This is a genomic window from Rhizobacter sp. OV335 (genome assembly GCF_900142965.1).
In the GTDB taxonomy this organism is placed as follows: Bacteria; Pseudomonadota; Gammaproteobacteria; order Burkholderiales; family Burkholderiaceae_C; genus Rhizobacter.
The window spans coordinates 43,864-68,236 of sequence record NZ_FRCQ01000011.1 but is presented as its reverse complement, the minus strand read 5'-3'; the positions used below and the strand labels follow the sequence as shown (position 1 = coordinate 68,236).

Annotated in this window: 24 protein-coding genes and 1 riboswitch; of the genes, 7 read left to right on the top strand and 17 right to left on the bottom strand. The window is 68.9% G+C overall.

The window, feature by feature from the left end:
- Positions 1-13: 13 nt before the first annotated feature.
- Positions 14-532 (top strand): hypothetical protein, encoded by a 519-nt coding sequence (locus BUE42_RS13565; protein WP_073465642.1) that lies wholly within the window; start codon positions 14-16, stop codon positions 530-532.
- Here the strand turns inward: BUE42_RS13565 and BUE42_RS13560 are convergent, their stop codons facing one another.
- The 10 genes from BUE42_RS13560 to dusB all read right to left on the bottom strand — a co-directional run bounded on the left by BUE42_RS13560 (position 533) and on the right by dusB (position 9,189).
- A complete protein-coding gene (locus BUE42_RS13560; protein ID WP_073465641.1) occupies positions 533-1,012 on the bottom strand; it encodes a 6,7-dimethyl-8-ribityllumazine synthase in 480 nt (159 codons plus the stop codon).
- An 80-nt stretch (positions 1,013-1,092) separates the two neighbouring features.
- Positions 1,093-1,263, bottom strand: a riboswitch (FMN riboswitch).
- A gap of 50 nt (positions 1,264-1,313) precedes the next feature.
- The gene (locus BUE42_RS13555; protein WP_083614115.1) at positions 1,314-2,543 is read right to left on the bottom strand and encodes an alpha/beta fold hydrolase; all 1,230 of its coding nucleotides are present in this window, start codon (positions 2,541-2,543) and stop codon (positions 1,314-1,316) included.
- A gap of 12 nt (positions 2,544-2,555) precedes the next feature.
- Positions 2,556-3,467, bottom strand: a complete 912-nt coding sequence (locus tag BUE42_RS13550) for a hypothetical protein (RefSeq protein WP_073465639.1) — start codon at positions 3,465-3,467, stop codon at positions 2,556-2,558.
- Positions 3,464-4,030 (bottom strand): DUF6932 family protein, encoded by a 567-nt coding sequence (locus tag BUE42_RS13545; RefSeq protein WP_083614114.1) that lies wholly within the window; start codon positions 4,028-4,030, stop codon positions 3,464-3,466. The genes BUE42_RS13550 and BUE42_RS13545 overlap by 4 nt, the downstream gene beginning before the upstream one ends.
- Positions 4,031-4,124: 94 nt before the next feature.
- Entirely contained in the window at positions 4,125-4,673 is a 549-nt protein-coding gene (gene ruvC / locus BUE42_RS13540; RefSeq protein ID WP_073465637.1) for a crossover junction endodeoxyribonuclease RuvC, read from the bottom strand.
- Between the two features lie 15 nt (positions 4,674-4,688).
- Positions 4,689-5,657 carry a phosphatidate cytidylyltransferase gene (locus BUE42_RS13535; RefSeq protein WP_073465636.1) on the bottom strand — a complete coding sequence of 323 codons (969 nt, stop codon included), beginning with the start codon at positions 5,655-5,657 and terminating at the stop codon, positions 4,689-4,691.
- Positions 5,657-6,277 carry a lysophospholipid acyltransferase family protein gene (locus BUE42_RS13530; RefSeq protein ID WP_073465635.1) on the bottom strand — a complete coding sequence of 207 codons (621 nt, stop codon included), beginning with the start codon at positions 6,275-6,277 and terminating at the stop codon, positions 5,657-5,659. The genes BUE42_RS13535 and BUE42_RS13530 overlap by 1 nt, the downstream gene beginning before the upstream one ends.
- A gap of 22 nt (positions 6,278-6,299) precedes the next feature.
- Positions 6,300-7,883 carry a bifunctional phosphoribosylaminoimidazolecarboxamide formyltransferase/IMP cyclohydrolase gene (gene purH / locus BUE42_RS13525; protein ID WP_073465634.1) on the bottom strand — a complete coding sequence of 528 codons (1,584 nt, stop codon included), beginning with the start codon at positions 7,881-7,883 and terminating at the stop codon, positions 6,300-6,302.
- Positions 7,884-7,897: 14 nt separating this feature from the next.
- Positions 7,898-8,134, bottom strand: coding sequence for a Fis family transcriptional regulator (locus tag BUE42_RS13520; protein WP_047500781.1), 237 nt, complete (start codon positions 8,132-8,134; stop codon positions 7,898-7,900).
- Positions 8,131-9,189 carry a tRNA dihydrouridine synthase DusB gene (gene dusB / locus BUE42_RS13515; RefSeq protein WP_073465633.1) on the bottom strand — a complete coding sequence of 353 codons (1,059 nt, stop codon included), beginning with the start codon at positions 9,187-9,189 and terminating at the stop codon, positions 8,131-8,133. Before dusB ends, BUE42_RS13520 begins: the two co-directional genes overlap by 4 nt.
- A gap of 65 nt (positions 9,190-9,254) precedes the next feature.
- Here dusB and BUE42_RS13510 point away from each other — a divergent pair, with 65 nt between their 5' ends.
- Together BUE42_RS13510 and BUE42_RS13505 are read left to right on the top strand one after the other, a co-directional pair.
- Complete coding sequence (locus BUE42_RS13510) at positions 9,255-9,737, top strand: YqaA family protein (protein WP_073465632.1); 483 nt, start codon at positions 9,255-9,257, stop codon at positions 9,735-9,737.
- Positions 9,738-9,893: 156 nt separating this feature from the next.
- Positions 9,894-10,634 (top strand): hypothetical protein, encoded by a 741-nt coding sequence (locus BUE42_RS13505; protein ID WP_073465631.1) that lies wholly within the window; start codon positions 9,894-9,896, stop codon positions 10,632-10,634.
- A gap of 135 nt (positions 10,635-10,769) precedes the next feature.
- Here the strand turns inward: BUE42_RS13505 and BUE42_RS13500 are convergent, their stop codons facing one another.
- The gene (locus BUE42_RS13500; RefSeq protein ID WP_073465630.1) at positions 10,770-11,297 is read right to left on the bottom strand and encodes a phasin family protein; all 528 of its coding nucleotides are present in this window, start codon (positions 11,295-11,297) and stop codon (positions 10,770-10,772) included.
- Positions 11,298-11,500: 203 nt separating this feature from the next.
- On the opposite strand from BUE42_RS13500, the gene BUE42_RS13495 reads away from it, so the two are divergent.
- Positions 11,501-13,498, top strand: coding sequence for an SDR family oxidoreductase (locus BUE42_RS13495; RefSeq protein WP_073465629.1), 1,998 nt, complete (start codon positions 11,501-11,503; stop codon positions 13,496-13,498).
- On the opposite strand, the gene BUE42_RS13490 is transcribed toward BUE42_RS13495, so the two are convergent.
- The 6 genes from BUE42_RS13490 to BUE42_RS13465 all read right to left on the bottom strand — a co-directional run bounded on the left by BUE42_RS13490 (position 13,448) and on the right by BUE42_RS13465 (position 19,724).
- A complete protein-coding gene (locus BUE42_RS13490; RefSeq protein WP_073465628.1) occupies positions 13,448-14,374 on the bottom strand; it encodes a nucleotidyltransferase domain-containing protein in 927 nt (308 codons plus the stop codon). The two genes, BUE42_RS13495 and BUE42_RS13490, sit on opposite strands and share 51 nt — an antisense overlap.
- Before the next feature lie 67 nt (positions 14,375-14,441).
- Complete coding sequence (locus BUE42_RS13485; RefSeq protein WP_159445417.1) at positions 14,442-15,677, bottom strand: MFS transporter; 1,236 nt, start codon at positions 15,675-15,677, stop codon at positions 14,442-14,444.
- Positions 15,678-15,694: 17 nt separating this feature from the next.
- Entirely contained in the window at positions 15,695-16,753 is a 1,059-nt protein-coding gene (locus BUE42_RS13480) for a phosphotransferase family protein (RefSeq protein WP_143171482.1), read from the bottom strand.
- Positions 16,754-16,782: 29 nt separating this feature from the next.
- Positions 16,783-17,550, bottom strand: coding sequence for an SDR family oxidoreductase (locus tag BUE42_RS13475; protein ID WP_159445416.1), 768 nt, complete (start codon positions 17,548-17,550; stop codon positions 16,783-16,785).
- Positions 17,551-17,578: 28 nt separating this feature from the next.
- Positions 17,579-18,580 carry a Fe(II)-2OG oxygenase family protein gene (locus BUE42_RS13470; RefSeq protein ID WP_073465624.1) on the bottom strand — a complete coding sequence of 334 codons (1,002 nt, stop codon included), beginning with the start codon at positions 18,578-18,580 and terminating at the stop codon, positions 17,579-17,581.
- Between the two features lie 13 nt (positions 18,581-18,593).
- Positions 18,594-19,724 carry a hypothetical protein gene (locus tag BUE42_RS13465; RefSeq protein ID WP_073465623.1) on the bottom strand — a complete coding sequence of 377 codons (1,131 nt, stop codon included), beginning with the start codon at positions 19,722-19,724 and terminating at the stop codon, positions 18,594-18,596.
- 298 nt (positions 19,725-20,022) lie between these two features.
- Here BUE42_RS13465 and BUE42_RS13460 point away from each other — a divergent pair, with 298 nt between their 5' ends.
- The 3 genes from BUE42_RS13460 to BUE42_RS13450 are packed head-to-tail and all read left to right on the top strand — an operon-like array spanning position 20,023 to position 24,372.
- The gene (locus tag BUE42_RS13460; protein WP_073465622.1) at positions 20,023-21,408 is read left to right on the top strand and encodes an FAD-containing oxidoreductase; all 1,386 of its coding nucleotides are present in this window, start codon (positions 20,023-20,025) and stop codon (positions 21,406-21,408) included.
- Positions 21,409-21,449: 41 nt separating this feature from the next.
- The gene (gene acpA / locus BUE42_RS13455) at positions 21,450-23,090 is read left to right on the top strand and encodes an acid phosphatase (protein WP_073465621.1); all 1,641 of its coding nucleotides are present in this window, start codon (positions 21,450-21,452) and stop codon (positions 23,088-23,090) included.
- Positions 23,091-23,109: 19 nt separating this feature from the next.
- Positions 23,110-24,372, top strand: a complete 1,263-nt coding sequence (locus BUE42_RS13450; RefSeq protein ID WP_073465746.1) for an ATP-binding protein — start codon at positions 23,110-23,112, stop codon at positions 24,370-24,372.
- Position 24,373 lies beyond the last annotated feature (1 nt).

The following is a 24,373-nucleotide window of genomic DNA, read 5'->3' as shown; positions in this document are numbered from 1 at the left end:
AGACTCAGACCACATGAAACGGGCCACGTTCCTGCTCAAGCTTTGTTACTGCCTGAACCTGTTCGGGTTGTTGCTGCCGTTCGCGCTGGCGCGGCTGGGCGGCCTGCCGGCCCTCGGCGATGCTGCCACGGCCGCCGCCGCGCTGGTCGCCGGCCTGAGCGCGCTGGTGCTGGTGCTTGCGGGCCTGTACCGCATCGGCCTGGTCGTGCGCGTGCCCGGCACGCTGGACGCCTGGCCGGCGGCCGGCCTGTCCGACGCCTTGCAGCGCATCGGTTCGGCCGGGTTGCACGCCGGCGCGGTGGTCGGCTTGGCGAGCCTGGTGGCGGGCCCGTGGCTGCATGCGGCCGATGCGCTGCTGGCGGCGCAGGTGCTCGCGTTGGCCGGCGGCATCGGGCTGATCGGCCTGGTGCTGTTCGAGTTCGGCCGGTTGACGTCGTTCGAGCAGCGTGCGCGCGAGGAGCTGTCGCCGCAACGCCTGCGCCCGTCGCCGGCGATCGAGGGCCATTCGAGCCTCGACCGCCGCAAGCACTGATCAGGCCGGCAGCGCCCTCAGCGCTTCGAGCGTCGCCAGGCAGGCACCGGCCACTTCGGCGCCCTTCTTGACGAAGTGCTCGCTGAAGAACTGCCGGTGCTCCGCATGCTCGTGGAAGTGCCGCGGCGTCAGCACGGCCGAGAACACCGGTACGCCGGTGTCCAGCTGAACGCGCATCAGGCCGTCGATCACCGCGGCGCTGACGAACTCATGCCGGTAGATGCCGCCGTCGACGACGAGCGCGCAGCCGATGACCGCGTCGTAGCGGCCACTGCGCGCGAGCTTCTGCGCATGCAGCGGGATCTCGAACGCGCCGGGCACGTCGAACGCCTCGATGCCGTGGGTCGGGATCCGTCGTCGCTCGAACTCGTCGAGCAGCCCGCGACGGGCCTGTTCGACGATCTCGCGGTGCCAGGAGGCGCAGACGACCGCGATGCGCGGCGCGTCGGTGGGGGAGAGAGTGGTGAGGGTCTGATTCATGGGGTCCTCGAGTTGGATGGCCAGAATCAGGGCGCGCGACAACGCGAGCGCTGCAGCCGAAGCCGCCGTGCCCGTGACATTCGCGTTTCTCTTTCATCCGGACTGTGACCGTCGGCCCTGGCATCGCACCAGGTCTGCTGACCCCGATCGCACCGATGCGTGACGCAACGGCATGACCGGGCGCTCGCGGGCTCCCGTGATCGCTCACGGATACCGCCGGTGGGGAATTTCGCCCCGCCCTGAGAACGCTGTCCGCCGGTGAAAGCGCGGACGCGGCGATTCTAGAAGGGCTGGAAGAACCTCACTCGCAGCGCAGCGCCCCGCTCGCGACGCAGTCGAAGAAGCCGAGCACCCGGTGCAGCACCGGGATGCGGTACGCATCGGCCTCGATCAGCAGCGAGTGCTTGCCCTGCACCACCGTGCGGCCGACACAGTAGCCGGCGCCATGCGCTGCGTTGAGGGTGTCGCAGAAGGTCTTCTGCGCCGACGGCTTCACCACCACGTCCTGCTCGCCCTGCAGCAGCAGCACCGGCTGGCGGATGCGCGCCGCGGCCTCGCCGCGCACCCGCTCGGCGGCGGCGCAGGACTGCTGGAACCAGCGGTACGACACGCCGCCCACCTTCGCATGCGGCGAGCCGCAGTCCGGCCCGTCGCAGCGTGCCTGCGCGCGCATGTCCCAGTGGCGCTTGAAGCGCGCCGCGCTGTGCGTCAGCGCGTTCGGTGCGTCGGGCGCGCGCTGCCTGATCAGCTCGTAGGCCGGATCGAAGGGCGTGCCCTCGGCATAGCTCTTCGGCATCAGCCACGCGATGCCCGACAGCTGCATCGTGCCGCCGTCGCACAGGTAGTCGGCCAGTTGCGCCGTGACGCCGGCGTTGCTCGCGCCAGTGGCCCACGGCGCCATCATCGGCGTGACGAGCGCCAGCGCCGCGATGCGTGCCGACGGCGAGGCCTCGAGGAACAGCGCCGCCGCCGCACCGCCCATCGAATGCGCCAGCAGGAACAGCGGCAGCGGCCGGCCGATGCGCGCCGTGCGCACCGGGCTGTCGACGAAGGTCGCGAGGTCGTTCACGTAGTCGTCGAAGTTCTCGACGTGGCCGATCGAATCGTCCTGCGGCAGCAGCCGCTGCGAGAAGCCCTGGCCGCGGTGGTCGTGGATGTAGACCGAGTAGCCGCTGCGCACCAGGTCGCGCACTGTCTCCTGGTACAGCGCGAGGCCTTCGGTGCGGCCGGTGGCGATGACGATGCCGCCGCGCGTCTCGGCGCGGTGCTGGTACAGCCGGTAGTGGATCTTCACGCCGTCGACGCCGGTGAAGGCGCCGCGCGTCAGCTGCGCCTCTTTCAGCGCGAGCGCTTCCAGGTCGGTCCAGCTCGGCGATGCGGCGAGATCCGCCTCGGTGCCGATCACGTAGGGCGCGGCGCCGGAGGCTTCCAGCGGTGGGAATGACGAAGTCTCCTGGGCGCAGGCCGGGTCGGCCGTTGCCACGAAGATCAGCCCTGCGGCCAGCAGCCGCATCAAGTTTCGCAAAATCATCTCAGGGGGTTTTCAGGTCCAACGTGGGGAGCGGACAAGCAGGTAGCGGGGGCGTCCGTTGCCGACCTGGGTGGTAAGGACGTCGATCGGCACCGTGTCGCCCAGGTGGCGATTGATTTCGGCGATGTCCTCGACGGTCGGCGCAATCTTGCCCCGCAGGAGCTGGCCGCCAGCGTCGGTCTTGAACTCGAAGGTTCGGGCCTGGGGAAGCAGTCCGGTGAAATGTCCGGTCAACGTGACGTGGTCCTCGTGCAGATTGTCTTCGGCCAATCGTTGCAGGCTTTGCTTCACCTGCCCGACATCGACATAGCGGACAGTTCGATCGGCAACCTGCAACGTGCAGACCGCATCGTGGTCCGCCAGCACCTTGAGGAACGCTCGCACCTTCTCGACGGCGCGCCGATCGGTTTCGGAGGCGACGTCGGCCAGCTCCTCGTCGGTGCCGAAGGTGCTCGCGAGAAGTGCATGCATGCGTTCAAGCGCCGTGGCCATCGCACTGCGCTCCAGGGAAGGGGTTGGGTCCGGGCTGTGTTCCTCGAGTTCGAAGCCGAAGGATCCCAGTGCCGTGCTCGTGATGAGCAGCGGGTTCTGTCCGCGATTTGGAATCGGGCCCGAGGCAGCGAGTGGCGCCGACAAGGAAGCGGCCATGGCTGCAATGGCTTCGCTGAAGCTGTTCACCGCGCGCATGCCGAAGTCGGCAGAGACACCGCGGCTGGCCACCACCGGTGCGCCGCTGAAAGTGAGTCGGGCACGAGCGGGTTCCGGTTCGAGAGCCTCGGGCGTTTCCTGAAGGCGCGTTTCGACGGCACGCAGGCGGGCTTCAGTGCTGCTGCGCGTCAGCAGTGCCGACGCCGGAAGCTGTGCCAACTGATCGCGAAGGAACTGTTGGTCGGCAAGCAGGTGGTGGCGTTCGTCGGCTGTCATGGATGCAGCGAATCGTAGCGGTCGAGCCATTGCCGCGCCAGCAGATCGGTGGCGGGCTCGAGATCGACTTGCAGAAAGCCTTTCCAGGTCGCGTTGCGCCGGTGCGACCAGAGGCTGTACCAGTAGGTGCTCAGGGCGACGATGGTTCGTGCCGGCAGCTTGTCGAGTTCCACGAAGTAGCTGTCGACGTGGAAGCGGGTCTTGGCTTCGTCGTGATCGAGGACGCTGGTGTTGTCCGGACCGGGCGCGAATCCTGGTGGTGAATGAAGAAAAGTGACCACATCGATGTCCCGAGGTGCACGCTGCTCGAGCAGTTCAATGTGCTCCATGAAGCTGCCATCAAGCCACTGCATCCCGCTGACAAGGCCGATGGCATGCAGCGCTGCGCGGTAGTGTACGAATCCCGACAAGATCTGATGGCGCGCCGGGCTGGTCGCGAACCGCATCACCAGATCCAGCATCGAAATGGAATAGGGCGAGCGTTGCGGCGCTGTGGGGTTTTGCGAGTCCATCGGCGGCAGGATGCCCAGCGGCGTCCACTCGGGTATGGCAACGGTGCTCAATGAACTGTCTCCGCCGGGTTGTGAAGGCCGGCGGGCAATCTATCAGCCTGTCGAACGGACGCGAACGGGACAGATGTGCTTTGGTGGCCGAGACTCAGTACGTCCGCCCGGACTTGAACTGTGCCCGCGTCGTGCGCGTGCGCTGCGTCGCGCGATCGATCGCGGCGAACGACTTCGCGGCGTGCGCATGGCACACCGCGAGGCCGAGCGCGTCCGCGGCATCCTTGCCGGGCAGGCCGGGCAACTTCAGCAGCCGCATGATCATTTCCTGCACCTGCTCCTTGCGCGCCTGGCCGTGGCCGACGATGGCCTTCTTCATCTGCAGCGCGGTGTACTCGGCCACCTCCAGGTTGCCCGACACCAGCGCGGTCAGCGCCGCGCCGCGGGCCTGGCCCAGCAGCAGCGTGCTCTGCGGGTTCACGTTGACGAAGACGATCTCGACCGACGCGCAATGCGGCTCGTAGCGGGCGGCGACCTCCCGCACGCCGTCGAAGATGATCTTCAGCCGCGCCGGCAGGTGGCCGATGTCGGCGGCATCGGTCTTGATGGTGCCGCTGGCGACGTAGTGCAGCTGCGTGCCGTCGATGTCGACCACGCCGAAGCCGGTGGTCCGCAAGCCGGGGTCGATGCCTAGGATGCGCATGTCAGGTGGCGCTCATCACGCATCGAAGTACCACCGCACCGAATGGAAGAACACCGGCGCCGCGAACGCGAGCGGCGCGACGCGGTCGAGCAGCCCGACCGCACCCGTCACCGACGCGCGGTTGCCCCAGCGCCGCACGCCGGCGTCGCGCTTCAGCGCCTGCATCACCAGCGAGCCCAGCGTGCCGCAGCCCGACGCGATGAAGCCGATCAGCAGCGACTGCGCCGGCTTGAACGGCGTGATCCAGTACAGCAGCCCGCCGACCAGCCCGCCGCCCAGTGCGCCGATGATGAAGGCGCGCCACGAGAACGCACGGTCGATGTGGCGGGCCACCGGACGTGCGCGCACGCGCCGGCTTGCCAGCGCCTGCACGCCCTGCGCACACGCCACCACCAGCACCAGGTACAGCACCAGGAAGGCGCCGCGCTCCTGGTAGCCCTCGAAGTCGAGCAGCAGCAGCGCCGGCGCGTGGCTCATGCCGTAGATGCACACCATCGTGCCCCACTGGATCTTCGCGGTGCGCTCCAGAAAACGCGTCGCGTCGTTGCCGAGCGCCGCGAGGATCGGCAGCGCCGCGAACGCATAGACCGGGATGAACACGGTGAACAGGTCGAAATGGCGCGTGCCCGCCAGGAAGTACTGCGCCGGCAGCACGACGAAGAAGGCCGCCAGCAGCGCGCGGTGATCGCCGCGCCGGGTGTGCGTCAGCGTGATGAACTCGCGCAGCGCGAGGAAGCTCATCAACGCGAACAGCAGTGTCGCGATGAACGCGCCCGATGCCCAGGCCACCCAGAACAGCACCGTGCCGATCCACACCGCGCGCAGCTCGCGGCGGAAGCGCTCGGTCAGCTCCGCCATCTCGGGCGACAGCTCGCGCAGCGAGCGCGCGAACGCCAGGCCGGTCACGATCGCCAGCAGCCCGAAGATGATCACGAACAGCAGGCCGACCTGCTGGCTCACCGTCAGTTGACGCAGCGCACCCATCAGGCCGCCACCTTGCTGAGCGCCAGCACCGCGGAACGCGCGCGGTCGAGGAAGACGCGCTTGTCTTCACCGGCCGCCAGCGTCATCGGCGCGCCGAAGGTCACCGAGCAGAGGATCGGCACCGGAACCACTTCGCCCTTGGGCATCACGCGTTGTACGTTGTCGATCCAGGTGGGTATCAGCTGCACGTCGGGGAACTGCTCGGCCAGATGGTAGAGGCCCGCCTTGAAGGCCTGCGGCTCGCCCTTGTTGCCGCGCGTGCCTTCGGGAAAGATCACCAGCGAGTCGCCGTTGCGCAGCGCGTCGACCAGCGGCTCCAGCGGGTCTTCGTCCTCGGTGCGCACGCGGCTCACGTAGACCGCATTGAACACCTCGCGCGTGATCCAGTGCTTCAGCGGCGACGAGGTCCAGTAGTCGCGCGCGGCGATCGGCCGCGTCTGCGCCCGCAGGTCGTGCGGCAGCGAGGCCCAGATCAGCACCCAGTCGAAGTGGCTCTGGTGGTTGGCGAAGTAGATGCGCTGCTCGGCCTTCGGCGGGCTGCCGTACCAGTGCCCCTGGGCACCGGTGATGAGCCTGGCAATGGTCGAAAGCAGCAGTCCGACGAACTCGGGGCGGGTCATGCCGGGATGGTAGCCGCCGCGCTCAATGCCTGAAGTGGCGGATGCCGGTGAGCACCATCGAGATGCCGCGCTCGTTCGCGGCGGCGATCACCTCGTCGTCGCGCATGCTGCCGCCCGGGTGGATCACGCAGCTCGCGCCGGCATCGATCACCACGTCCAGCCCGTCGCGGAACGGGAAGAACGCATCGCTCGCGACCGCCGAATCCTTCAGCGACAGCTTGGCGTTCTCGGCCTTGATGCTCGCGATGCGCGACGAGTCGACGCGGCTCATCTGCCCCGCGCCAACGCCGAGCGTCATGCCGTTCGCGCAGAACACGATCGCGTTGCTCTTGACGTACTTCGCGACCTTCCACGCGAACAGCAGGTCCAGCATCTGCTGCTGCGTCGGCTGCTTGACGGTGACGACCTTCAGGTCGGCGATCGCCATCTCGTGGTTGTCGGCGCCCTGGATCAGCAGGCCCGAGCCGATGCGCTTCACGTCCTGCGCATTGCGGCCCTGCGACCACGGCGTGGCGCCGCCCGGCGGCAGCGCGATCTGCAGCAGCCGCACGTTCGGCTTGCCCTTGAAGGCCGCCAGCGCCTCGGCACTGAACGACGGCGCGATCACCACTTCGGAGAACTGCTTGACGACCAGCGCCGCCGCCGCGCCGTCGAGCTCGACGTTGAACGCGATGATGCCGCCGAAGGCCGAGCTCGGGTCGGTGTGCAGCGCCTTGCTGTAGGCCTGCGCGGCATCGGCGCCGATCGCGACGCCGCACGGGTTCGCATGCTTGACGATCACGCAGGCAGCCGGTGCGTCGCCCGGGCCGAACGACTTGACGCATTCCCAGGCCGCATCGGCATCGGCGATGTTGTTGTACGACAGCTCCTTGCCCTGCAACTGCTGGCCGGTGACCAGCGAGCCCGGTGCCGGGTTCAGGTCGCGGTAGTACGCGGCCGACTGGTGCGGGTTCTCGCCGTAGCGCAGGTCCTGCAGCTTCACGAAGCGGCCGTTGCTCTGGGCCGGGAAGGCGCTGCGGCTGCCGCCGGCCTGCAGCGACGACAGGTAGTCACTGATCGCGCCGTCGTAATCGGCGATGCGGTTGAACGCCGCCACCGACAGCTTGAACTTCGTCTCGCGGCTGACGCTGCCCGCGGCCTTCAGCTCGGCGACGACGCCGGCGTATTGGGACGCGTCGGTCAGCACCGCGACGTCTTTCCAGTTCTTCGCGGCCGAGCGCACCATCGCCGGCCCGCCGATGTCGATGTTCTCGATCGCGTCTTCGAGCGTGCAGCCGGGCTTGGCCACCGTGGCCTCGAACGGATACAGGTTGACGACCAGCAAGTCGATCGTCGAGATGCCGTGCGCCTGCAGCGCCGCCATGTGCTCCGGCACGTCCCGCCGCGCCAGCAGGCCGCCGTGCACTTTCGGGTGCAGCGTCTTCACGCGGCCGTCGAGCATCTCGGGGAAGCCGGTGTGGTCGGCGACCTCGGTCACCGGCAGGCCGGCGTCGGCGAGTAGCTTCGCGGTGCCGCCGGTGGACAGCAGCTTGCAGCCGAGGGCGTGCAGTTCGCGTGCGAGGTCGAGAACGCCGGTCTTGTCGGAAACGGAAAGCAGGGCTTGCATGAGAGGGTCTCGAGTTATTTGGTGAGCTTGTGGTCGAGCAGCTTGCGCCGCAGCGTGTTGCGGTTGATGCCCAGCCATTCGGCGGCGCGGCTCTGGTTGCCGTCGGCATGCTTCATCACCACGTCGAGCAGCGGCTTCTCGACGACCTTCAGGATCATGTCGTACATGGCGTTCGGCTCGACGCCGCGCAGGTCCTTGAAGTAGGTCTCGAGGCTGTCACGGATGCATTCTTCGATGTGCTTCTTGCTCATGCTTCTTGTTCGATGAGATCGTGGTTGGCTGCGCCGCCGGGGTGTGCCGCGGGCAGCCGATGGTGCGTGTCGGCCAGTTGATCGAACCAGTCCGTCACGGCGCGGACCTGCTCCTCGCAGGAGTCCAGCGTGTTCATGCGGGCCCGAAAGCCCTCGCCGCCGGGCAGTGCGCGCACCGCCCAGCCGATGTGCTTGCGTGCGGTGCGCACGCCGGCGTATTCGCCATAGAGGCCGTAGTGCTCGTGCAGGTGCTCCAGCAGCCAGGTCTTGGCCTGCAGCACCTCGGGCGCCGGCAGGTGCTCGCCGGTGTCGAGGAAGTGCGCGATCTCGCGGAAGATCCACGGCCGGCCCTGCGCCGCGCGGCCGATCATCAGCGCGTCGGCGCCGGTCGCGGCCAGCACCTCGCGCGCCTTCTCGGGCGAGTCGATGTCGCCATTGGCCACCACCGGGATGCGCAGCGCGGCCTTCACCGCGGCGATCGTGTCGTACTCGGCGTGGCCGCCGTAGCCCTGCTCGCGGGTGCGGCCGTGCACCGTCACCATCGCGATGCCGGCCGATTCGGCCGCGCGGGCGATCGCGAGCGCATTGCGTTCGCTCTGGCACCAGCCGGTGCGCATCTTCAGCGTCACCGGCACATGGCGCGGCGCGCAGGCGGCGACCACCGCCTCGATGATCGAGAGCGCGAGCGGCTCGTCCTGCATCAGCGCCGAGCCGGCCCACTTGGTGCAGACCTTCTTGGCCGGGCAGCCCATGTTGATGTCGATGACCTGCGCGCCGCGGTCGATGTTGTAGGCGGCGGCCTCGGCCATCTCCTGCGGCTCGGTGCCGGCGATCTGCACCGCGATCGGCGCCACCTCGCCGTCGTGGTTGGCGCGCCGCGAGGTCTTCAGGCTGTTCCACAGCTCGCGCCGCGACGTCACCATCTCGCTCACCGCGTAGCCCGCGCCCAGCCGCTTGCACAGCTGGCGGAACGGCCGGTCGGTCACCCCTGCCATCGGCGCGGCGAACAAGCGGTTCGGCAGCACGATGTTGCCGATGACGGGGCCGGTGGGCATGGTGGGCGGAGTGCCAAAAAAGGAGGCAGAGTATAGCCCTTGGGGCCTGCGCATAATGCCCGCGGATGGATGCATGGATCGACCCGCTGATCGCCCTGCTGGCGCTGCCCGGATATGGCCTCAGTTCGATCTTCGTGATCGCGCTGATCTCCGCCACCTTGCTGCCGATGGGCTCGGAGCCGATGGTGGTGGCCGTCGTGAGTGCCAACACCAGCCTGTTCTGGCCCGCCGTGCTGGTGGCGACCGCCGGCAACACGCTGGGCGGCGCGATCACCTGGTGGATGGGCTACGGCGCCGAGAAGGCCTACGAGCACGTGAAGCACAAGCCGCACGAGGTGCGCGTGCTGCGCTGGCTGCAGCGCTTCGGCGCCAAGGCCTGCCTGCTGTCGTGGCTGCCGATCGTCGGCGATCCGCTGTGCGCGGTGGCCGGTTGGCTCAAGCTGCCGTTCTGGCCCTGCGTCGGATTCATGGCGATCGGCAAGTTCGCACGCTACCTGGTGATGACGGCGGGTGCGCTGTGGTTGTTTCCCGGCTGGTTTGCGGGATGATGGGGGGTTCATTCGGCACCGCAACGGTGCGCAATCAAACCGTGATGGATTGCCGGCCGGCAGCGATTGGCGGCGATTGGCGGCGAATTGCGATGACGGCGCCATGGCCCCTCGTGGCACGATCCTCGCTGAGCCCGCGGGCTGACAAGGCAAAGCATGAAGTTTCCGACCCAATCCAAGCCCGACACCAAGCCCGCCGCTGCGAAGGGGTCGGCCAAGGGTGCGCCGAAGAGCGCGGCCGCCCCGGCCCGGCCGATGAAGGCGTCGACTGCGACGCCCGCCTCCACGGCCACCAAAGACACCAAGGGAAGCAAGGGAAGCAAGGCGGCCAAGCCCGGCAAGGCGAGTAAGCCGGCCGCGGACCCGAATGCGTTCCTGAAGAACCCGGTGCGCTGGCTGAAGCGATTGTTCCGCCGGCCGGTCCGGCTGAAGCGTCAGGGCCTGGATTTCAAGCTCGTGCTCGACGATCCCGCGACCCGCTTCGGCGACACCACGATGGACGGCTCGAAGATGACGCCGTCGGACACCGCCGACGTGCAGGCGATGCGCCTCGAACTGGGCGCGGTGCTCGACCGCGATCCGCGCTCGCGCAGCGTGCTGGTGCACCTCAACATGCTGGAGCGCGCGCTGAAGACCAAGGGCATGAAGGCCTTCGAGGACCTGCCGGCCGAACTGCTGCGCAAGGCGATGGCCCAGCTCGACACGCTGGTGATGGACTGGTCGGCGCGCGGCCTGACGCTGCTGCGCGCACGCGCCTCGGGCACGCTGGCGCGCACGCGCATCAGCGCCGGCACGCGGCAGGCCGACTTCGGCGACACCACGCATGTGCAGGTGCGCGAAGCGAGCGTCACGACCTTCATGGAAGTCGAGCGCGAGTGGGAAGACATGAAGCGTTGACCACCGCAGAAGTTGACCACCCCCGGAGGTAGAAAGTTGACCACCCCCGGAGGCGCTGCGCGCCTTCCCCCTCAAGGGGGCGCCGCCAGCGGCCCGGCGGAGCCGGTTCCGCGGCGTCCGCTGGGCTGAACCCGCTCAGGCGGTCTTGCGTGCGGCCCGTTTGGCGGGCGTCTTGGTCGGTGCCTTCACGGGGGCCTTTGACGCGGCCTTGCGTGCCGCCTTGGCGGGCGCGCTGCCGTTCAGACCGGCGACCTTCGCGCTCAGTTCGTCGATGCGCTTCGTCAGCGCAGCGACATCCTTGGCGCTCGGCACGCCCAGCTTGGCCAGCGCCTTCGCGGTGCGTTCCTCGAAGATCGTTTCCAGCTTGTCCCAGTGCTGGCCGGCCTTGGCACTCACGTCGCCGGCCATGCCGCTCATCTTGTTCGTGACCTCGCCGATCTTCTCCTCGGCCACCGCCTGGGTCTTGCGCTGCAGGCTGACGCCTTCCTTGACCAGCGCGTCGAACACCTTGCCGCCTTCTTCCTGGGCCTTCGAGAAGGCGCCGAGGCCGGCCAGCCAGATCTGCTGGGCCGAATCCTTCACCGTGCCGGCGAACGCGCTGTCGAGCAGGCCGGCCGCCGAAGCGCTCTTCTTCTCGGCCATCTTCTGCAGTTTCTTGACCATGGGTTCCTCTGTGGGTTGTGGAGTCGGTGATGTGAAAGTCGCCGCGCCACTATAGGAGGGCACCTCGCACGCGGCACCGGCTTTCTCTAGGGCGCAGCCTCTATGCGGCATCGGTGGCGGGCTCGGGTAATCGCGCAGCAGGGCGCCTGCGGGTTTGGTCAAGAATCAAACCAAACCAACCCGACCGTTCCCAGGAGGACTGCATGCAGTATTTCGTCACCGGCGCCACCGGCTTCATCGGCAAGCGGCTCGTCAAGACCCTGCTGCAGCGCCGCGGCGCCACCGTCCACTTCCTGCTGCGGCCCGAAAGCGAAGGCAAGGTCGACGAACTGCTGCAGTACTGGGGCGTCACGAAGGCGCGCGCCGTGCCGGTCTACGGCGACCTCACCGCGAAGAAGCTCGGCGTCGCGGCCGATGCGCTGAAGGCGCTGAAGGGCAAGATCGACCACGCCTACCACCTCGCCGCCGTCTACGACCTCGCGGCCGACGAAGAGAGCCAGGTGAGGGTCAACGTCGAAGGCACGCGCAACGTCGTCGAGTTCGTCCGCGCCATCGACGCCGGCCACCTGCACCACGTCAGCTCGATCGCGGCCGCCGGCCTGTACGAGGGCGTGTTCCGCGAAGACATGTTCGACGAGGCCGAGGGCCTCGACCACCCGTACTTCATGACCAAGCACGAGAGCGAGAAGATCGTGCGCAAGGAATGCAAGGTCCCGTGGACGGTGTACCGCCCGGCGATGGTGGCCGGCGATTCGCAGACCGGCGAGATGGACAAGATCGACGGCCCGTACTACTTCTTCAAGCTGATCCAGCGCATGCGGCAGATCCTGCCGCCGTGGATGCCGAGCGTCGGCCTCGAAGGCGGTCGGGTCAACATCGTGCCGGTCGATTTCGTCGTCGCCGCGCTCGACCACATCAGCCACTCGAAAGCCGAGCTCGGCAGCAAATGCTTCCACCTCGTCGACCCGCAGGGCTACCGCGTCGGCGACGTGCTCGACATCTTCAGCAAGGCCGCGCATGCGCCGAAGATGAACCTGTTCATCAATGCCGCGCTGCTGGGCTTCATTCCGCGCAGCGTCAAGAAGGGCCTGATGGCGCTGGCGCCGGTGCGCCGCGTGCGCGCCGCGGTGATGAAGGACCTCGGCCTGCCGGAAGACATCTTCACCTTCATCAACTACCCGACGCGCTTCGATTGCCGCGACACGCTGGCCGCGCTGAAGGGCTCGGGCATCGCCTGCCCGGACCTGCGCGACTACGCATGGCGGCTGTGGGATTACTGGGAGCGCCACCTCGACCCGGCGCTGCTGATCGACCGCTCGCTGCGCGGCACGGTGGGCGGCAAGGTGGTGCTGGTGACCGGCGGCTCGTCGGGCATCGGGCTGGCGGCGGCGATCAAGTTCGCCGAGGCCGGCGCGATCACGCTGATCTGCGCCCGCGACGAGGCCAAGCTGGCCGAGGCCCGCAAGGAGATCCTGTTGGCCGCCGGCAAGGACGCCCGCGTCGAGACCTTCTCGTCCGACATCTCCGACGAGGCCAGCTGCCGCGATTTGATCGACTGGATCAACACCAACTTCGGCGGCGTCGATTTCCTGGTCAACAACGCCGGCCGCTCGATCCGTCGCGCGATCGAGAGCAGCTACGACCGCTTCCACGATTTCGAGCGCACGATGCAGCTGAACTACTTCGGCTGCCTGCGCGTGACGATGGGCCTGCTGCCCGGCATGGTCGCGAAGAAGAAGGGCCACATCGTCAACATCAGCTCGATCGGCGTGCTGACGAATGCGCCGCGCTTCTCGGCCTACGTGGCCAGCAAGGCGGCACTCGACGCCTGGACGCGCTGCGCATCGAGCGAGTACGCCGACACCGGCATCACCTTCACGACGATCAACATGCCGCTGGTGCGCACGCCGATGATCGCGCCGACCAAGATCTACAACAACGTGCCGACGCTCGCGCCCGAAGAGGCGGCCGACATGATCGCGCAGGCCTGCGTCTACAAGCCGGTGCGCATCGCGACGCGCCTGGGCATTGCCGGCGAGGTGCTGCATGCGCTGGTGCCGCGCATCGCGCAGATCGTGATGAACACCAGCTTCCGGATGTTCCCGGACAGCTCCGCGGCCAAGGGCGACAAGGCCGGCAAGCCCACGCTGTCACCCGAGGCGATGGCCTTGCAGCAGATGATGCGCGGCATTCACTTCTGACGAGAGCGGCGCCGGTTCCGAGACGTACTCGCGCGCCGCGACCGCGCCGGCGCTGGTTTCCATCCAGCGCTCGGGGGCTGCGGCGATCTGTTCCAGGTGCTGCTGCGCCGCGCAGGTGCCCTTGCTGCGCTCGGGCAGGTCGCGCAGCACCGCCCAGCAGACACGCCGCAGCGCGTGCAGCGCCGCGGCCAGTTGCAGCGCGTTGCCGCCGAGGTGGGTCGAGGCGCTGTCGATCTCGCGCACCACGCGGTCGCTGTCGAGGCCTTCGCGCACGATGCGCTTGACGCTCGCGACCGGGTCGTAGGCGCGGCCCAGCTGGAACAGGCGCAGCGCGAGCGCGATCGCGACCAGGCTGGCCAGCACGTGGCGCGCCGCGAACAGCTCGCCGCGCGACAGGTGGCGGCAGATCGACATGTGGGCATAACCGACGTCGAACTGGGCGCGTGCCGCGATGCGGTCGTTCGTCAGCTGGCGAGCCACCGCCGCCTGGAGCGGCATCAGGTGCCTGGAGCCCCACAGCGGCTGCCAGCGCAGCACGCGCTCGACGACCGGCAGCGTGTCGGGCGTCACGACGAAGAGTTCGAGCTTGAAGCCGTCGGCGTACAGCACCGAGGTGCGGCAGCCGAAGCCTTCTTTCCAGCTCGGACCGCCCACCAGCTGCACCGGCTCGGCGACCAGCGGCAGCAGCGCGGCGGCGACCTGCCGGGCGCCGTCGATCAAGGCCCCCTCGGCCAGCAGCACGACGAGGTCGAGGTCGGACTGGTCGTCATGACGGCCGCTGGCCTGCGAGCCGCCGAGCGCGACCGCCAGCGCATGCGGGCAGTGCTGGAGCGTGGCCTGCGACAGCCGTGCGGCGAGTTGCGCGCAATCTCTCATTTGGGGCTTCTCGTGGGGATGACGGGCAGGGCGAACGGCAGGAGCGGGGGCCGCTGGCGGCGTGGTGTCAGGCCTGCAGCACCGCGCTCACGCGTGCACGCTCGGCCAGCGCCGCGCGCGTCGCGATCACCAGCGCGCCGCCAGCGGTCATCGTGGCCGCCAGCCCGTACACGCCGGCGCCCCAGGTCGGCAGCGCGCGGCTGGCGAACCAGGCGGCGCCGGCCAAGCCGATGCCGTGCGCGCAGGCGGTGTAGATCGCCTGCCCGGTGATGGCGTAACGGCTCGGGCTCAGGTCGCGGACCCACAGCGCGCACAGTGCGTGCATCCACGAGAACGATGCGACGTGCAGCACGAAACCCGCCAGCATCCACGGCAGCGCGCCGTCGGCCGCGAGCAGCGACCAGCGCAGCAGCGACAGCATGACGATCACGCCGAACACCCGGGCGTTGCCCCAGCGGGCGCGCAGGCGGTCGAAGGCGGCGAAGCCGAGCGCTTCGACGCCGAACGCGGCGCACCACAGCGCGGCGATGGCCGGGCCCCCGGCGCCGCGCTGTTGCAGCAGCAGCGTCGCGCTGCCGTAGAACACGCCGTTGGCGCCGATCAGCAGCGTGGCGCCCGCCAGCAGCAGCAGGCCGCTGCGGGTCGCGAGCGAGGGCGGCGTGCGCGCTGACCTTGCGGCGGGGTGCTGCGCGGCAGCCGGCGACTGCGTCTGCGGCCCGCCCTGCACCGTCGCTTGCAACATCGCCTGCACGGCCGATTGCATCCCGCGCAGGCTGAAGAGCAGCACCAGCGCCGACACCAGCACCAGCAGCGGCAGCGCGGCCTGCTGCCACGCCGGGCCGGCCGACCACAGGCCGCCGAACAGCAGCACGCCGGCGCACACCGAGGCCGAGCCGAGCGCCCGCATCGACCCATAGCGCACGCCGCCGCCGGCACCGCGCAGCCGGGTCGCGAGGGCCTCCAGCAGGCTCTGGAAATAGTTGCGGCACGCAGCGATGACGACCACGCCGAGCAGCAGCCCGCCGAAGTGCGTCGAGCTGGCCAGCAGCCAGACGGCGGCCAGGCCGGCCCAGGCCGCCATCCACAGCAGGTGCGACTGGCGCCGCGACGCATCGGCCCACCAGGCGAGCATCGGCCCGGTCAGCAGCTTGACGCCGAACACCGCGCTGAAGATCCAGCCGACCTCGTCGGGGGCCAGCCCCTTGTCGCGCAGGAAGGGTGGCAGGTAGCCCAGCAGCACACCGGCCGGCAGGAAGAAGCCGATGTAGCCGAGCGGCAGATGCCACGTTCGCCAATCTCGCAAGCCTTGCCCGGTGCGGGTCACAGCAGGCGCTCCAGCACGCCCAGGCTCCATTCGCGCACGCGCCGGCCGGCGGCCTCGTCGAGGTGGCCGGTCCAGACGGCGCGCGTCGGGCCGACCAGCCGGTACAGGCACTGGAAGGCCAGGTGCAGGTGCAGGCGCCGCTGCCAGGCCGCCGGGTCGGCCGGCAGCCTGGCGCTGCCGTAGTGATCCCAGGCGCGGGCGACGATCGGCAGCGGGTCGCGGTCTTGGTGCAGCGCGCGGATCGCGTACTCGCTGAGCAGGTAGGCGAGGTCGTAGCTGCCTTCGCCGAAGTGGCCCTGCTCGAAGTCGATCACCGACACCACGTTGTTGCCGTCGACCAGCAGGTTGCGCGAGTTCAGGTCGCCGTGCACCGGCTCGGCTTCGAGCGCCAGGTAGTCGTGGATGAACGCCAGCGCATCGCGGTGCAGCGGCGGCGGCAGTTCGTCGACCAGGCGGACGTATTGCAGCTCGATCTTGAAGGCCTTGAACGGCCGGCTCGCGGCGAGCAGGTGGTTGCGCGGCTGCAGTGGCAGCGAATGCAGCCGGCCCAGCCAGCGCGCGATCGACCGCAGCGGCACCTCGAGCGCGGCTGCCTCGCTGCTGGTGGCCTGCAGGCGCTCGTACAGCGGCGCGCCGGCCGCGGCGTCCATCGCGACGATGTCGTATTCGCTCTGTATCGCGAGCAGCGCCGGCACGTTCAGCGGCCGGGCGGCGGCCTGCGGCGCGCAGGCGCGCGACGCCAGGTCGTGCCAGCTGCAGGCGACGAGGCAGCGCTGCGCGGCACGGGTCGGCAACGGCGGGAAATCGCCCGACAAGGCCACTTCGGTGAAGCGCTTCAGGTAGTGCGTGCCGGCCGGCGAGGTCACCTTCAGCACGCGGTTGAACAGGCCGCCGGCGACCGGCTCGATCGACTGCGGGCTGGGCCAGAGCAGCCTGGCGACCTGGAGCATTTCGCTGTCGATGCCGGTGGTGTCGGCCGGTGCGGTCGATGCGCCCGACAAGGGCAGGCTGAGGGGGGCCGTGGCGAGCGGTGTGGTGAAGGCGGTGTATGACATGGTGGCGTGCCGTGAGTGGAGGGACAGGGTCAACGCAGGGATGCCGCCCGGCTGTCGACCGGGGGCGGGTGGCGATGGATGCCGCGCACGTACAGGCTTTGCGCGACCGGGAAGAGGCTGATCTCCTGCACGTTGACGTGCGCGGGCTGACGGTGGATCCATTCGATCGTGCGGGCGAGGTCTTGCGCTTCGAGCGGCGCAAAGCCCTCGAAGCGCTGGGCGGCGTCGAGCCCGGGCTGGCCGTCGAGCAGGCCGGTGCGGGTGGTGCCGGGCTGCACGCAGCTGACGCGCACGCCCGAGCCGTGCAGGTCGGCGCGCACGCAGCGCAGCAGCTGCTGCGTGTAGGCCTTGCTCGCGGCATAGGCGGCCATCGCCGGCGCGGCGTCGTGGCCGGCGATGGAACCGAGCACGATCAGCGTGCCGCCGCCGCGCTGCTGCAGCAGGCGGGCGACGTCGCGCACGACCAGCGTGGTCCCGAGCACGTTGGTGTCGATGGTGGCGTGCAGGTCGGCATCGCTCATGTCGGTGAGCGGCGCGCCCTGGAACGCGCAACCGGCGCAATGCACCGCGAGTTCGATGTCGTGCAGCCGCAGGCGCTCGCTGGCGGCGAGCCTGTCGAAGGCGGCGCGCAGGCCGGGCCGGGCGACGTCGTGCGGCAGCGCGATGAAGCGCTGCGGCCAGTCGCGCACCATCTCGGCCAGCAGCGCGGCATTGCGGGCGATGCCGATGACGCTGAACCCGCTCGCGAGCAGCCCCTGCGTGACCGCACGGCCGATGCCGCGGCTGGCGCCCGTCACGGCGCACCAGCGGGTGGGTGGGTGCCGCTCATCCATTGATCAGGTACGAGCTGCCCGGGACCAGGTGGGGCACGTGCGGCGCGATCGCATGGACGTTGACCGTCTTGATGCTCCAGCGCTGGCGTTGCGCGGCCTCGTTGCGCACGGCGCCGATCTCCTTGCCGTGCAAGGACAGGTTGTTCGAGATCGATACGAAGTCGCCGGGCCGCATCTGCACCCGACGCTTCACGGCATGCAGCGCCTCGGTCAGGCGCTTCACCGCCCGGGTCGCCGAATCGGTCAGGCCTTCGGTGCGGTTCTCGAAGAAGCGCAGTTCGACCTCGCGCGTCAGCACGGCATGGTCGGCCGCCTTGCCCAGCGCCACGTTGCCGCCCATCATCGACAGGTCGTCGTACGGGGTGTAGAACGCCCCTTCGCGCAACACCGCGAGCGTGTTCTTGTCGAGCGCCGCGAGAACGTCGCGGTTGGCGACGAAGGTGGTCCAGATCTCGTTGTCGTCGCAGCTGCGCAGCGCCAGGATGTTGACCAGGTCGGGGCGCACGAAATGGTTCGCCAGGTCCTTGTGGAAGTGGATCGGGCCGAGCGCCTTCTGCGATTGCGAGGCGCCCAGCGATTCCTTCGGGAAGATGTCCTGGAAGACATCGCCGTCGTTCACGTTCAGGTACGAGATCGGATGCTCGCCGGCCACCTCGGCATGCAGCTGCAGGAAGCCCTCGGCGACGAAGCTGCGCTTCAACCGGTGCTTGTCGGCCACCGGGTCGGCATTGCCGAGCTCGGGCAGCACGTCGTCGATCGGGCAGTTCTCGATGAACACGAACGGCCGCTCGTAGGCCGACACGCGGCGGCGCCCCTCCATGAAATCGCGGTACCGCGCGACGTGGGGGTCGCCCGCGACCAGCATGCGGATCTCGTGGCGGAAGGCCTCGTAGGCCTTGTACGGGTTGACGCGGATGGATTCGAGCCGCCGCACCAGCGCGCTGCGCTCGGTGTCGGCGAAACTGAAGTCCAGCGGCAGTTCTCTGCAGGTCATGTTGTGTTCCCTTTCATCGATCGAGAAGTTTCCGCAGGCCCTGCTTGCCGCTGACCGGGTCGAGCGTGAGCTCGAGCCAGGGGACGCCGGCGGCACGCAGCCAGCCGAGCGCCGCGGCGGCGGGGTCGCCGCGCTGCGCGAGGCCGCGCGTGTCGCCGTGCCAGCACGGGAAATCGGGGTCGTCGGCCGGGAACAGCGCATCGGCGATGTCGGCATGCTGCAGGCCGGCGGTGCTGCCGGCCGAGTGCAGCGTGATGCCGGCCGCATGGCCGGGTTCGAGCGTGGCCCGCACCACGCCGGCCAGCGGCGCGCGCGGCACGTACAGCGTGCCCAGCACCTCGGCCAGCAGGCAGGGCGCGACGATGCGCTTGTGCTGCTGCTGGTAGCTGCGCCGGTACAGCGCGCGGTCGCAGGTCTGGCCGGCGTCGAGGTGGCGGCGCTGCAGGTCGCGCAGGCCGGCGTCGAAGATGCGCCGCAGCTCGGGGTAGTCGACGATGGTGCCTTCGCAGTACGACAGGTAGCTGGGCCACGACCACACGCTGCGGCCGTCTTCGGCATCGAGCAGCACGCGGTCGTTGGCCAGCGGCCGCGCGCCGTGCCGCAGCACCGTGTCGATGAACAGCGTCGACTTGCCGGCCCCCTTGCTGCCGAGGAACAGCCAGGCCGCGCCGTCGAGCACGATCGCGCTCGCATGCAACATGGGTGCGAAGCGCGGGCCGCGGCGCCACAGCGTCAGGTTGCGCGCCGCATGGAAGATCAGTTCGCTGGAGCGCAGCGCGTGCATCGGGTCGATGTGCACGTCCAGGCAGGCGCGGCGCGCGTCGTGGCGGAACAGCATGCCTTCGCCGGGCAGGTGGATCGCGCCGGTGCTGCTGTCGGCATCGAGCTGGGCCGGGCCTTCGAGGTTCCAGTGCGGGTAGTTCAGCGAGCGGTGGAAGCGCGCATGCGCCGGCCAGTCGGCGGCGGCGTCGATCAGCTCGGCGGCGCTCGCGTGGTGCACGCGGATGTCGAGCGACGGCGTGGCGCAGGGCTCGATCGGCGAGGGTTCGTACGAGCGCGCGATGCGGTCGAAGAACCACGCATCGCCGAACGCGCTGTGAAGCTGGAACTGGCTGTCGAGCAGCCGATGACGACTCGTGTCCACGCAGGCCTCGAAGACGCAATGTTCCTCGGCGGCAAGGGCAGCCGAGGCCCGGTTGAAGGGGGGGAGCGTCTCCGTGTGGGAGTCGTGTGCCGCATGACAGGCGGCCGGCTGGCGCGGGCCCCAAGAATTCTTGGGGGCCCTGGGCGGCGGAGTCTAAGGAGCCGGCATGGGCGGGTCAAGCGCCCTGCTGTGATGAGGGCTGTCAGTTTCCTGTCGCGAATCCGACCGAGGTGCAGCTTCTTTCATGTCGACGCATGATGCTCGGCAGCTTGTTGCACACACCCCTCGGAGGATTCTGATGACACGCCAATTCGACGCCATCGTGATCGGCAGCGGCCAGGCCGGCCCGTTCCTCGCCGCGAAGCTGTGTGCCGCCGGCATGAAGACCGCGCTGGTCGAGCGCGAGCACCTCGGCGGCACCTGCGTCAACGACGGCTGCATCCCGACCAAGACGCTGGTGGCGAGCGCGCGCACCGCGCATGTGGCGCGCCGCGCGGCCGACTACGGCGTCGTGATCGACGGCGCGGTGCGCGTCGACATGCAGGCAGTGAAGGCGCGCAAGGACGCGATGGTGGCGCAGTCGGTGGCGTCGCTGTCGTCGTGGCTCGGCGGCATGGAGAACCTGAGCCTGGTCTGGGGCCACGCGCGCTTCGCCGGACCGCAGCGCGTGCAGGTCGGCGACGAACTGCTCGAGGCGCCGAAGGTCTTCATCAACACCGGTGGGCGCGCGCTGCTGCCCGACTGGCCCGGCATCGCCGACGTGCCGGTGCTGACGAACACCTCGATGATGTCGCTCGACGTCGTGCCGGAGCACCTGCTGGTGGTCGGCGGCAGCTACATCGGGCTGGAGTTCGCGCAGATGCACCGCCGCTTCGGCGCGCGCGTCACGGTGCTGGAACACGGCGGGCGCCTGGTGTCGCGCGAGGATCCCGAGGTGTCGGCCGAGATCCGCGCGATCCTCGAGCGCGAGGGCATCGAGGTGGTCACGATGGCGCGCGATTTCTCGCTGGCGCGCACGGCGGAGGGTGCGATCCGGCTGAACATCACGCAGGACGGCCGGCCGCGCGAGTTCACCGGCAGCCACCTGCTGGTGGCGGTGGGCCGTCGACCGAACACCGATGACCTCGGGCTCGAGCACGCCGGCGTGGCCTGCGATGCGCGCGGCTTCATCGAGGTCGACGACCAGCTGCGCACCAGCGTGCCGGGCATCTGGGCGATGGGCGATTGCAACGGCCGCGGCGCGTTCACGCACACCTCGTACAACGACCACGAGATCGTCGCCGCCAACCTGCTGGACGACGACCCGCGCCGCGTCAGCGACCGCATCCCGGCGTATGCGCTCTACATCGACCCGCCGCTCGGCCGCGTCGGCATGACCGAGGCCGAGGTGCGGGCGAGCGGGCGCGACGCGCTGGTCGGCGTGATGCCGATGACGCGGGTCGGCCGCGCGAAGGAGCGCGGCGAGACGCAGGGCTTCATGAAGGTGCTGGTGGATGCGCAGACCGAGCGCATCCTCGGCGCGTCGCTGCTGTGCATCGACGGCGACGAGATCGTGCATTCGCTGCTCGACGTGATGGCGGCCAACGCGCCGTACACCGTGATCGCGCGGGCGGTGCACATCCACCCGACCATCAGCGAGCTGATCCCGACCTTGTTGCAGCAGCTCAAACCGCTGGAGAAATGATGGAAGATGGCGCTCCCTAGAAGAATCCAGGAGAGCGACCGATGAAGATCCGTGCCACTGCCGTTGCGCTGGCGGCGTCCCTTGCCGCGTGCGGCACCCAACCGCCGGTGGGCGGATCCGTCAGCGATGCGAAGCTGCAGGACAGTATCCAGACGATCGTCGTGATCTTTGCGGAGAACCGCGCCTTCGACACCCTGTACGGCCTGTTCCCCGGTGCCGACGGCATTCCCGGCGTGAACCCGTCGTCGCGCGGCACCTGGCAGCCGCAGACCGAGCGCGACAGCAACCTCGTGCTGCCCAAGCTGCCGCAGACCTGGGGCGGCGTCACCGCGGCGGGCCAGGCGGTGACGCTGGCGCAGGGCGCGACCGCGAACCAGGACAACAAGCCGTTCCAGATCGATGCCGAGGCCGGCTACCAGGGCAGCGGCGTGAAGGTCGGGAAGGACGTGATCACGCGCGACCTGTACCACCGCTTCTTCGAGAACCAGATGCAGATCAACGGCGGGCACAACGACAAGTTCGCCGCCTGGGCCGACGGCGGCGGCCTGTCGCTCGGCTACTACGACGGCAGCCGCATGCGGCTGTGGCAGGTCGCGCAGCAGTACGTGCTGGCCGACCGCTTCTACATGGGCGCGTTCGGCGGCTCGTTCCTGAACCACCAGTACCTGGTGTGCGCTTGCGTGCCGGTGTATCCGGAGGCCGAGCAGTCGCCGGCCAAGGGCTCGATCTCGGTCGTCGACAAATTGCCCGACGGGCGCTGGAGCGCGAAGCTGACGACGCGGCCCGATTCGCCGTCGTCGGCGATCGCCGGTGCGCCGAAGTACATCAACAGCAGCAACCTGACGCCGGCCAACTACGCGGGCGATGGCCAGTACTACGCGGTGAACACGATGCAGCCGGCCTACCAGCCGAGCGGCGTGCCGCCCGCGGCCGCAGGCAGCGGCCTGCTGGCCGATGCCGGCAAGGCCAACACGCTGCCGCCGCAGAAGCAGCTGACGATCGGCGACATGCTCGACCGCAAGGGGGTCGACTGGGCCTGGTACGGCGGCGCCTGGAACGCGGCGACCGACGAGGGCCGGCAGCCGGCCGCGGTGGCGCGCAAGATCATCTATGCGTCGCCGATCGGTTTCCAGACGCACCACCAGCCGTTCAACTACTACGCGACGGTCGACCCGACCGATCCGGCGAAGGCCGCGTACCGCAAGGCGCACCTGAAGGATTTCGACGAGAGCTTCCTGAAGGACGCGGCCGCGGGCACGCTGCCGCCGGTGGCGTTCTACAAGCCGCAGGGCAACCTGAACCAGCATGCGGGCTATGCCGACGTGGCGTCGGGCGACCAGCACATTGCCGACCTGATCGCGACGCTGCAGCAGAGCCCGCAGTGGAAGCACATGCTGGTGGTCGTGACGTATGACGAGAACGGCGGCTTCTGGGACCACGCGCCGGTGCCGAAGGGCGACGTCTGGGGCCCGGGCACGCGCATCCCGGCGATCATCGTGTCGCCGTGGGCGAAGAAGGGCTTCGTCGACCACACGCCGTACGACACCGGCTCGATCCTGCGCTTCATCACGCGGCGCTGGCAGCTGGAGACGCTGCCGGGCTTGAAGATGCGCGATGACGGGCTCGCGAAGAACGGGTCGGCGGCGATGGGGGATCTGACGCAGGCGTTGAATTTGCGTTGAGCGATTGAAAGGTTCGACCGTGTTCGACAACGTTGGTGATCTGCTTCTGAAAATCCGATTGGGCGAGGATTCGTTCCTGGAGCTCAAGGAGGTTCGCTTTGCAGGCAAGAGGGTGACCGCGCCGCATCGGGATTCGTTGGCCGATGAACTCGCCGCATTCGCAAACAGCCGCGGCGGGGTGTGTGTTCTCGGTGTCGGCGATTCGCGCGAGGTGCTGGGCATTCCGTTGGAGCGCCTCGATGCGTTGGAAGATTTCGTCCGGCAATCGTGCCTGGACAGCATCGTCCCTCCATTGGCGCCCGTGATCGAACGTCTGACCCTTCCGGACGGCACTGGCTCGGAGGTGCCGGTGCTCAGGATCGACGTCTCGGCCAGCTTGTTCGTGCATCGCAGTCCGGGCGGCTATCTGCATCGCGTGGGCAGCGCCAAACGCGAGATGCCGCCCGACTATCTGGCGCGGCTGTTTCAGCAGCGCAGCCAGGTTCGCCTCATCCGCTTCGATGAGCAGCCTGTTCCGGGTGCCGGGCTGGACGACCTGGTCCCGAAGTTCTGGCAACGCTTTGCCGGTCCACGCATTGCCGACAGCCGGGACGTGCTGCTGGACAAACTGGCCATGGCCCGTGGGGATGCGGATGGAACGCTGCGTCCCACGGTGGCCGGTGTGTTGATGGCGAGCGAAGATCCGCGACGCTGGTTGCCCAACGCGTTCATCCAGGCGGTTGCCTACCGCGGCACCGATGTGCTGCCGCCCGGCGATGGCACCTACCATCAAATCGACGCCAAGGACCTGACAGGGCCGCTCGACGCACAGGTGCTGGCGGCCTGTCACTTCGTTCGCAGGAACATGCGGATCGCCGCGACCAAGCGCGAGGGGCGACGTGACCTGCCCCAGTACGACATGAACGCCGTGTTTGAGGCCCTGGTGAACGCCGTGGCGCACCGCGACTATTCGATCCATGGCGCGAAGATCAGGTTGCGCATGTTTGCGGACCGCCTGGAGTTGTATTCGCCGGGCGCCATTCCCAACACCATGACGGTCGACAGCCTGCCCTATCGACAGGCGGCGCGGAACGAGGCCATCACCAGCCTGCTGGCCAAGTGCGTGGTGCCCGACGATGAGCGCGACCTGACCGGGCGCAGCGCGATGATGGACAAGCGCGGCGAGGGTGTGCAGATCATTCTCGACAACAGCGAGCGCTTGTCGGGCAAGCGCCCGGTCTACAGGTTGGTGGACGAATCGGAGTTGCTGCTGACGATTCCGGCGGCTGGGCCTGTGGAGTGAT